General features: G+C 29.5%; 6 protein-coding genes and 1 pseudogene. 5 read left to right on the top strand and 2 right to left on the bottom strand.

The window, feature by feature from the left end; translation table 11 throughout:
* Positions 1–110: 110 nt before the first annotated feature.
* Both pepV and B3W71_RS06735 read left to right on the top strand, forming a co-directional pair.
* The gene (pepV, locus tag B3W71_RS06730) at positions 111–1,514 is read left to right on the top strand and encodes a dipeptidase PepV (RefSeq protein ID WP_346888174.1); all 1,404 of its coding nucleotides are present in this window, start codon (positions 111–113) and stop codon (positions 1,512–1,514) included.
* 491 nt (positions 1,515–2,005) lie between these two features.
* The gene (locus B3W71_RS06735; RefSeq protein ID WP_346888211.1) at positions 2,006–3,376 is read left to right on the top strand and encodes an FAD-binding oxidoreductase; all 1,371 of its coding nucleotides are present in this window, start codon (positions 2,006–2,008) and stop codon (positions 3,374–3,376) included.
* A 214-nt stretch (positions 3,377–3,590) separates the two neighbouring features.
* Here the strand turns inward: B3W71_RS06735 and B3W71_RS06740 are convergent.
* Positions 3,591–3,932 (bottom strand): annotated as a pseudogene (locus tag B3W71_RS06740) (YmaF family protein); the annotation flags it as partial.
* Between the two features lie 728 nt (positions 3,933–4,660).
* Between B3W71_RS06740 and B3W71_RS06745 the strand changes: the two are divergent.
* Positions 4,661–5,944, top strand: coding sequence for a hemolysin family protein (locus tag B3W71_RS06745; protein WP_346888175.1), 1,284 nt, complete (start codon positions 4,661–4,663; stop codon positions 5,942–5,944).
* Positions 5,945–6,040: 96 nt separating this feature from the next.
* Here B3W71_RS06745 and B3W71_RS06750 read toward each other — a convergent pair whose 3' ends face one another.
* Entirely contained in the window at positions 6,041–6,721 is a 681-nt protein-coding gene (locus tag B3W71_RS06750; RefSeq protein WP_346888176.1) for a lysoplasmalogenase, read from the bottom strand.
* Positions 6,722–7,159: 438 nt separating this feature from the next.
* Here B3W71_RS06750 and B3W71_RS06755 point away from each other — a divergent pair, with 438 nt between their 5' ends.
* Both B3W71_RS06755 and B3W71_RS06760 read left to right on the top strand, forming a co-directional pair.
* Complete coding sequence (locus tag B3W71_RS06755) at positions 7,160–9,064, top strand: endonuclease MutS2 (protein WP_346888177.1); 1,905 nt, start codon at positions 7,160–7,162, stop codon at positions 9,062–9,064.
* Positions 9,065–9,135: 71 nt separating this feature from the next.
* Positions 9,136–10,317 carry a cyclopropane-fatty-acyl-phospholipid synthase family protein gene (locus tag B3W71_RS06760; protein ID WP_346888178.1) on the top strand — a complete coding sequence of 394 codons (1,182 nt, stop codon included), beginning with the start codon at positions 9,136–9,138 and terminating at the stop codon, positions 10,315–10,317.
* The last annotated feature ends 49 nt before the right edge of the window (positions 10,318–10,366 follow it).

Consider the following 10,366-nt stretch of genomic DNA (forward strand, 5'->3'; position numbering starts at 1 on the left):
TATTTTCAGATGCCTTAAAAATGAATTAACTGTGACATGTATAGAAATTAAGTAGTTTTAGTATTAAAATGGGATTATAGTTAAATTTTAATATAAAGGTAGGGATTAGGATGTATAAAAAACAAATAGAGGAGTACTTTGAAAGTCATAAAGATGAAATGTTAAATAACATATGTGATTTAATAAGAATAAGAAGTGACAGATCAGAGGCAAAAGAAGGAATGCCTTTTGGGGAAGGTCCTGCGAAAGCTCTTGAAGCCGCTTTATCTCTAGCAAACAAAATGGGATTTGAAACTAAGAACTATGATAATTATGTAGGAGCTATTGACTTTAATGATAAAGAGAAGCAACTGGATATTTTAGCGCATCTAGATGTAGTACCTGTTAGTGATGACTGGACAGTTACAAAACCTTTCGAACCACTTATAAAGGATGGTAAATTATATGGTAGAGGTTCAGCAGATGATAAGGGACCAGCTTTAGCAGCATTATATGCTTTAAAGGCAGTTAAAGATTTAAATATACCTTTAAATAAAAATGTTCGTCTTATATTAGGTACAGACGAGGAGTGTGGAAGCTCTGATATAGCATATTACTATAAAAAAGAGAAAGAAGCACCTATGACCTTTTCACCTGATGCAGATTTTCCAGTTATAAATATTGAAAAGGGAGGACTACATAGTCCTTTTGAAAGTAAATTTGAAGAAGATAAAAATCTTCCAAGAGTTATTTCTATGACAAGTGGAGTAAAGGTAAATGTAGTACCAGATGCTGCTACTGCGGTGGTAGAAGGATTCACAGAGGAAGAAATAAATAAATATTGTGAAGATGCAGCTAAAAGTACAAGCTTGAAGTTTACCTTTAATAAAGATGATGAAAGATGGATTATAAACGCTAAGGGAGCTGGAGCACATGCATCTACTCCTCAAAATGGGAATAATGCCCTTACAGGAATGATAGAATTACTTGCATCTATGCCATGTGCTATGAGTGAAGGATTTAAGAGACTATGTGCTGTTAATAAGTTATTCCCTCATGGAGATTTTAAAGGAGAAGCTTGTGGTGTTAAGATGAGTGATGAACTTTCTGGAGAATTAACCATGACTTTAAATATATTTAAATATAATACTACAGAATTAAGTGGAACTTTTGATTGTAGAGCACCACTTTGTGCAACTAATGAAAATTTACGTGATGTTGTAAGAGATAATATGGCAAAGGATAATATAATTTTATCTAAGGATGATATGTTCTCAGCTCATCATGTAGATGAAAACTCTGAATTTATACAAACTCTTTTAAGATGCTATGAAGAGTATAGTGGACAAAAAGGTAAATGTATAGCTATAGGTGGCGGTACTTATGTTCACCATCTTAAAAATGGAGTAGCCTTTGGATGTACAATGCCAGGTACTGATAATAATTTACACGGTGATGACGAGTTTGCTGTAATAGATGAGCTTATACTTGGTGCTAAAATCTTCACTCAAGTAATTATTGATTTATGTAAATAGTATATTGAAGCTTAGTAGCCTAGTTAGGGTAGATAAAATGTAGATTTTATTTATTCTTAACTAGGCTATCTTTATTTTGTATGTAAAAACAGCTATTTGCCTAGTAAAACTATCTAATGATACTAGAGGTTATTTATGCTTAAACATAGAATAATCAAGGTATGAAAGATAATAAGTATATGAAATACTCATAGATATAGTAACTATATAACTTTTTAAAAAGTTATATAGTTAAATATTTAAAATTTTGCGTATATAAAATTTTATAAAGTTAACTTTGGAAATATATAAAATTTTAGATAGATAACTATATAAATAGATAACTATCTATATAGGAAAAATTTTAATGTGATACAATAAATTGTTAACATTTTTCATATGAAAAGCCATATATTTTATTATCAAAATCTATTAAAATAAGTTTATTATTTATAATTAATATGTGATATTATGTTACCATAGATGGAGGTTATAAGGAGAAGGTGAGATATTTGATGGAGCTTAACTACAGTGGATTAACTGGGGATGTGATTACAAGAGATGACCATAGCTATGAGATAGATAGAAAACAATGGAATAGAGCCATTGAAAAATATCCTTTAGTAATAGTGTATTGTTACAATCATGAAGATGTTCAAAATGCAATATTCTGGGCTAGAGAAAACTCTGTTTCCATTAGGATAAGATCAGGTGGACATCACTATGAAGGATATTCCACTGGCAATGATGTAATCATTATTGATGTTAGCAGAATGAATGGAATTTATATAGATGAAGACAAAGGTATAGTTAAGATAGATGGTGGAGTTAGAAATAGAGAAATGTATGAAGCTTTAGGATCAAAAGGATATCCTTTCTCAGGAGGTGGATGCCCAACCGTTGGAGTTGTAGGTTTTACCTTAGGTGGTGGATGGGGTTATTCTTGTAGACTTCTTGGACTTGGATGTGATAGTTTAAAGGAAGTAGAACTTATAGATTATGAAGGTAAAGTTATAATTGCTAATAAGGAATGTAATGAGGATTTATTTTGGGCTTGCACTGGAGGTGGTGGTGGCAACTTTGGAGTAGTTGTTAGCATGACTTTTACTTTGCCAGATAAAATAGACAAAGCCACTTTAATAAATATTGAGTATCCTAATATGACTAGAAATGGAATGCTTAATATATTTGGCATTTGGCAGAAAACTTTTAAGAACCTAGATGAAAGAATGAATATAAAACTAGCTATATACAATTCAAAGTATAAAGGTATGGGAGCTAAGATAACAGGAGTATTTTATGGTGAAACAGAAGAAGCTAATAAACTTCTAATGCCATTTAAAGCCATTGCAGCTAATATGAATATAACTATGGAGTATACTTCAGTTCTAGAAGTAAATAGAAAGATTCAAGATAGTCATCCAGATTATGAAAGCTACAAATCCACAGGAAGATTTGTACAGAGGGACTATACTAAGGATGAGATGATGGCACTTACAGATTTAATATATAGTAGAGCAAAGGGAGCTATTTATAATGCCCTATCACTATATGGATTAGGTGGAGCTGTTGCAAAGGTAGATAAAAGGGAAACTGCTTTTTATTATAGAGATGCTATAGCTATCATGGGTTTACAATCTGTTTGGGAAGAGCCAGAATATACACCTTTTAATAGATCATGGGTTATAGATAAAATTAAGTATATAGGATCAGTTACAGAAGGTTCGTTTATTAATTTCCCATTTAAAGAGCTTTCTAATTATGAAGAGCAGTACTATGGTGAAAATATAAGTAGACTAAAAAGTATTAAAGAGAAATATGATCCCAAGAATATATTTGATTTTCAACAAGCTATTAAATCTATAGAAAATAATGAAAAATAGATTGTATAATATATATGCAGAAATCCCTGTAATACTTATATTACAGGGATTTCTAATAAGTTTTGGGTTTGTATAGACTCTAGTTCAATTTCCTTTAGAAGTTCCTGGGGGGGATTTAAAAGGGATTTTTATGAACTTAGAGTATGTATAAACTACAACCTAGAATATGCTAGGCTGTAGTCATTATATACTATAGTAAATCAATTTAAATTGTTTATAATCTTCTTCTGTCTCTTTCACAGTCAGCTGGTGATTCGATTAGAGTTGCGAATTGGAATTCATGTCTATGACCATCGTTACAAGAAGTTCTTCCTGTTACAAAGTGAACGTGCTTTCCACGTCCAACAGGAATAGCTGGACCAGTTATAACACAAATTTCATGGTTGTGATCAACAAAGGTATCAGTTCTTGTTTCAATTCTGTGAACGTGTGAATTACCACGAGGAATAGCTGGGCCACTTACGCCAGCAAATCTATGGTTGTGAATAACGCACTCATCACAAGCAAATTTTGTGCTACCTTGAAATTCATGAACGTGTCTTTGTCTTCTTCTTTCATTTTCTCTTTCTTCTTCTCTTTCTTCTTCTCTTTCACATTCTCTGTCTCTGTTAGATTCTCTGCCACATTCGTTGCATTCTCTTTCTCTTTCTCTATCGAATCTACATAATCTATCGCGCTCAGATTCTTCTTCATCAAAGTTACGCTCATCGAATCTAAAGAAATCCTCAAAGTCGTCGAAATCGCGATTATCAAATCTATTACTCATCTAAAAATACCCCCCCGTGCCTTATCGGCATACTATATACTATGACTTCTAGAATATATTGGTTACATGTTTAATATTTTTTATATATTTTTTCTAATATATTTGTTAGTATAGATATATCTATGACATAACATTTGAATTAGGTAGATAGATCTTATAACATAAAGAAAGAGATAAGTTTCAACGATTATAAATTTATAATTAAAGATATAGATAGAAACAGGATAAAAAATCAGAATGTATACATAATTTAGAAATTAAGCATATAATATGGTAAATGTATTTTATAGATTAAGTGTTTATAAATATAAAAATATTTATAAAATTAGAGCTATAATATGCAAATAGAGATATTAAAGTGGTATAATTAAAGTAATAATATAAAAGGGTGAATGGAAGATGTAAAATTAAATATAAAAATCTGTTGATATTTATATTGTATTAAAGGTCTATATTATTATAATTATTATGGTAATATAGGTAAGTTAAAGCGTTAAATTTAGGGGGAAAGAGTATTAATGGACGATGGTAGTATTATGCTGATTATTAGTATTGCAGTACTAATTTTAATGTCAGCATATTTTTCTGCAACTGAGACTGCATTCTCAAGTTTAAATAAAGTAAGGTTAAAAAGTATGGCTAATGGTGGTAATCACAGAGCGAAACAGACATTAGTCTTATCAGAGGATTTTGATAATATACTTTCAACTATATTAATAGGAAATAATATAGTAAATATATTATCAGCATCTATTGCTACTATATTATTTACTACGCATTTTGGTAATTCTGGAGTTACTATATCAACTATAGTAATGACCATCCTTGTACTGATATTTGGAGAAATATCACCTAAAAGTATTGCAAAGGAATCACCTGAAAAGTTTGCAATATTTTCTACACCAATTTTAAAAATATTTATGGCTATATTTACTCCTTTTAATTATTTATTTAGCCTTTGGAAAAAGTTACTATATAAGATATTTAAAGTAGAAAATAGAAAGTCTATAACAGAGGATGAATTACTTACAATTGTAGAGGAAGCAGAAAATGATGGTGGAATTGACAAGCATGAGAGTAAGTTAATACAATCAGCTATAGAATTTAATGATCTTGATGCAAAAGAAATATTAACTTCGAGAGTAGATTTAATTGCTCTTTCAAGTACAGCTTCAATAGATGAAGTTAAGGAAGTATTTAAAAACAATAATTTTTCAAGAATCCCAGTATATGAAAATACTATTGACAAGATTATTGGAGTTATACATCAAAGGGATTTCTATGATTTTCTAGAAAACGGAGATTCAGATATAAAAAATATAATAAAACCAATTATTTGTGTTACACCTAATACAAAGATACCTCAGCTGCTTCATAATTTTCAAAAATCAAAAAATCATATGGCAGTTGTTGTTGATGAGTTCGGAGGAACTAGGGGAATTGTAACTCTAGAAGATATATTAGAGGAACTAGTGGGAGAAATTTGGGACGAACATGATGAGGTTATAGAATATTTTAAAAAGATAGATAAAGATAAATATTTAGTAATGTGCTCTGCTGACTTGAAGGATTTATTTGATAAGTTTGATTTGGACTGTGATGAAGATGACTATGAATCTAATACAGTAAGTGGTTGGGTGTTAGAGGAGTTTGGTCATATACCTAAGGTTGGAGATAGCTTTATGTATGAAAACTTACTAGTTACAGTAACAAAGACAAATTATACAAGAGTTCTTGAAGTGAGTATAGAATATAATCAATTAGAGTATAAAGAAAATATAAGTAGGCAAGTTTCCTGCTAATATGAATAAAAAGCATTAGTAACTTTAAGTTATTAATGCTTTTATTTATATATAATTTTATATTTTTATTAAAAACCTGAGATGTTTAGCATAATTTTAGAATGTAAGACTTAGAGCTATAAGACCTTGTCCTATATAGTAACATAACAAATTCAGAGCTGTCATATAAGAAGGTGATTTTTTATGAAAATATATAAAACATAAAATTAGATCAGATAGCAAGAAGAGACACGCACCTACTATGATAAGAATGGTACTCCAAAAGTTATCATGAATTAATGAAGTTAAAGCTAGAGCTCGTGTGAACATGAAGCTAATTATAATAGAGTAAGTAACAACTAGTTTATATGCACCTTTAAAATCAAAGCCTTTTATTAGGTTTAAAAATAGAATAGACATTATTGAAATTAATATAAATAATAAAATATGCCACACTAATACAGGTGTAAGAGTGGAGAAGGCTATAGAAAAAAATATATGAGCAATAGAAAAACTACTTAATCCATATACAAACATTTTACTAACCTTATCAGATCTACTATTATTAAAGGCAAGAAATACGTCTCCAATTAGAGAGAATATTAATGCTAGAAGTATAAAGATGAAATATTGAGAATTAGAATAAACAGATTTATAACCACATATACATATGGCTATAAATAATAAGCTGGTAATTGTTTTAATAATTGGCATTCTGTAGCCATGAGGATGATAATTAAAGTATATTAGAAATCCTAGCGATACTAACATAAATAGAAAAAATACAAGTGATAACATACTTAAATCTCCTTTTAATACTGATATTAAAATTATTATATCATACATTACATATAAGTAAAACAATGTCAAGGAATACATACATCTTTTTAATAAATATACAATAATCTAATAAAAAATATATATTGATTTTTCTGAAAAAATGTTTTAATATTAAATTACATAGATTTCAAAAGAGAGAGAGGTTTTTTTGTGAGTGTCTAGTATCTAAAATAGTAATTAAATATTAATCTTAAAAATTAGGGTATTATATACCTCTATTTGTTGTGGGATTAATTAAACTATTAAAGATACAAGTCCACGAAATTTACCTTAGGATAGCTATAGCTATCTTTATTAATGGCGAGTTTAGAGCTGTGGAAGTATCCATAGCTTTTTTTATTTTAGAAATCTATGAAAGATTTCATGGACTTAATAATAAGTAAAGGAATCGTGAAAATGAATATTAGTACATTGGAAAAATTATATTATAATCAAATTAAGGAAATCGTTAAATCCTATTGTGTAAGTGGATTAGGAAGAGAATTATTAGATAAGCTTCAACCTAGTAATAATATAAAACAAGTAAAAAGAATGTTAGATGAAACATCTGAAGGTAGAAGGCTTATAGATGCTTCTTATCATATGCCTCTAAAGGGAGTATTTAATATTACTCCTTTAATAGAGAAAATAGATAAAGGTTCAGTTCTTGAACCATCAGAGCTAACTACAATAGATAATTTCTTACGTGGGTGTAGAAAGGTTAAAGTCTTTATAAAAGATAAAGAGGGGTATGCTCCAACCCTAAGTGCCTATGGAGAAAGTATTACAGAGCTAAAATATATAGAGGAAGAAATAGAGGCCTCTATTAAGGGCAGCATAGTAGATTCTAATGCTAGTAAAGAACTTAAGAAAATTAGAAGGCATATTGAAAATTGTGAAGATAAGATTAAAGAGAGGTTAGATAAATTTATAAAAAGCAGCACTAATAAAGAATATATTCAAGAGTTTTTTATAAGCCAAAGGAATGGTAGATACACAATTCCTATAAAAGCTTCTTATAAAAATCAAGTTCAAGGTACTATAGTAGAGGTATCATCTAAAGGCACTACTGTATTTATAGAACCTGATTCTATATCAAAATACACTACTGAGCTAATTACACTAAAATCGGAAGAATCCATGGAGGAGTATAGGATACTTGCAACCTTGACGGATATGATATTTGAAAGGATTAAAGAGCTAAAGATAAATATAGAGATAATTGCAGAATATGATATGATTCTGGCGAAAGCAAAATATAGTAAAGATATAGAAGGAATACAACCAATATTAAATAATCATGGATATATAAATATAATTAAGGGGAGGTATCCATTGATTAAAGATGCAGTTCCTCTAGATTTTAATATAGGAACTGACTATAGAACTTTAATTATAACTGGACCCAATGCTGGAGGAAAGACAGTAGTGTTAAAGACAGTAGGGCTTCTTACACTAGCTACACAAAGTGGATTTCATATAGGGGCAGAAGATGGAAGTGAGATAGCTATATTTGATAAGATATTTGTAGATATTGGGGATGATCAAAGTGTGGAAAATGCTTTAAGCACATTCTCGTCTCACGTTAAAAACCTCAGTGGAATTTTAAAAGAAAGTAATAAAAATACCCTTCTTCTTCTTGATGAGATAGGAAGTGGCACAGAGCCTAATGAAGGAGCAGCACTCGCTATTGCGATATTAGAGGAGTTTTATCATAAGGGATGTATTACTGTTGCATCTACTCATTATGGGGAAATTAAAAATTTCTCTCAGAATCATCCGGATTTTGAAAATGCAGCTATGGAATTTAAAAGAGAAACATTAGACCCCCTATATAAACTTTCTATTGGAAAGAGTGGAAATAGTAATGCTCTTTATATTTCAAAGAAGATGGGAATAGGTGATAAAATAATAGAAAGAACAAGAAGGTATATTGAAACTAAAGAGTATAACTATGAATTGTTAAGGGATAGTAAACTTATTAAAAATAAAGATATGGAGAGTAATGGCGAAGAATCCTATAATTATGAAAAAGGTGATAGAGTTATAGTTTTAGATAAAAAGCTTTCAGGAGTTGTATATAAGGAAAAAGATAAATTTAATAATGTTATTGTATTTTTAGAGGGTAAATTTATTGAAGTAAATTATAATAGGCTAAAGCTAGAGGTTAGTGCAGCAGAATTATATCCTGAAGACTATGACTTAAATCAGATTTTTATAGCTTACAAAGAAAGAAAGTTAGAACACGATATAGAAAGAGGTTCTAAAAAGGCACTTAAAAGAATCCAAAAAGAATCTAAAAAGGGAATTTGTGAACAATAAGTAACCTTTGTATTCTTATAGAAAATATTGTCCATAATATAAAAAGATTTTGTTAATTAGTGGAGGAAATTATGGCAATAGAAAAAAGTTTAATTGAAGGATTTTTAAAACAGTTTGATACAGTTCCTTTTTCGGTAAAATATAAGGAGGAAGAGGAATTTGTTATAGGTGAAGGTGAACCTAAATTTAAGATAGCTATAAGAAAATTACCGAATAAAACTGATTTACTAAAAAGTACTTCCCTTGCTTTAGGAGAAGCTTACATGAATGGAGATATAGATTTAATAGAAGGAGATCTATATTATGCTCTTGATACGCTATTAAGTAATATAGATAAGTTTACCTTAGATATGAAAGGTCTTAAAAAGCTACTGTATACTTCTACTTCTTCAAAGCATCAAAAGGAAGAAGTATGTTCTCACTATGATATAGGAAATGATTTTTATAAGTTATGGCTTGATAAAACCATGAGTTATTCTTGTGGTTACTTTAAAAATGATAATGATACATTAGAAGAAGCCCAGATGAATAAAATACATCATATACTTAATAAGCTTAATTTAAAGGAAGGTATGAGCTTATTAGATATTGGATGTGGTTGGGGGTATTTATTAGTAGAAGCTGCTAAGAAATATAAAATTCATGGTGTTGGGATAACACTTAGTGAAGAACAATATAAGGGGTTTGCAGAGCTAATTGAGAAGGAAAACCTAGGGGAGTATCTACAGGTTAAGCTTTTAGACTATAGAAAATTAAAGGATTCAGGTATGACCTTTGATAGAGTAGTTAGTGTTGGTATGATTGAGCATGTGGGAAGAGAAAATTACAGTTTATTCTTTGATAATGTAAGTAAAGTATTAAATCCTAAAGGTGAGTTTTTACTACACTATATAAGTAGCCTCCATGAATCTCAAGGAGACCCATGGATTAAAAAATACATCTTTCCAGGCGGTGTAATTCCTAGTATAAGAGAAATAATGGATACTGCTTGTGAGCATAAGTTTTATACTATAGATGTAGAAAGTTTAAGATCTCATTACAATAAAACATTGCTTTGTTGGTATAAAAATTTTCAAGATAATATAGATGAAATTAAAAAATTAGTAGATGAAAGATTTATAAGAATGTGGGAAATATATTTATGTTCTTGTGCAGCTTCATTTAATAATGGAGTTGTAGATTTACATCAAATGCTCTTTACTAAAGGAGCTAAAAATGATTTACCACCTACAAGAGAATATATGGATAAATAGTTTTAAAGGGACTTTAGCAAAATATATTACTAATCTTATATAAAATATT

The organism is Clostridium sp. UBA1056, assembly GCA_002316385.1.
Taxonomy (GTDB): domain Bacteria; phylum Bacillota; class Clostridia; order Clostridiales; family Clostridiaceae; genus Clostridium_J.

What these genes read in the sequence shown, in the direction of transcription:
- B3W71_RS06755 (WP_346888177.1), top strand. Translation starts at nt 7,160, where the DNA reads ATGAATATTAGTACATTGGAAAAATTATATTATAATCAAATTAAGGAA.
- B3W71_RS06760 (WP_346888178.1), top strand. Translation starts at nt 9,136, where the DNA reads ATGGCAATAGAAAAAAGTTTAATTGAAGGATTTTTAAAACAGTTTGAT.
- pepV (WP_346888174.1), top strand. Translation starts at nt 111, where the DNA reads ATGTATAAAAAACAAATAGAGGAGTACTTTGAAAGTCATAAAGATGAA.
- B3W71_RS06745 (WP_346888175.1), top strand. Translation starts at nt 4,661, where the DNA reads ATGGACGATGGTAGTATTATGCTGATTATTAGTATTGCAGTACTAATT.
- B3W71_RS06750 (WP_346888176.1), bottom strand. Translation starts at nt 6,721, where the DNA reads ATGTTATCACTTGTATTTTTTCTATTTATGTTAGTATCGCTAGGATTT.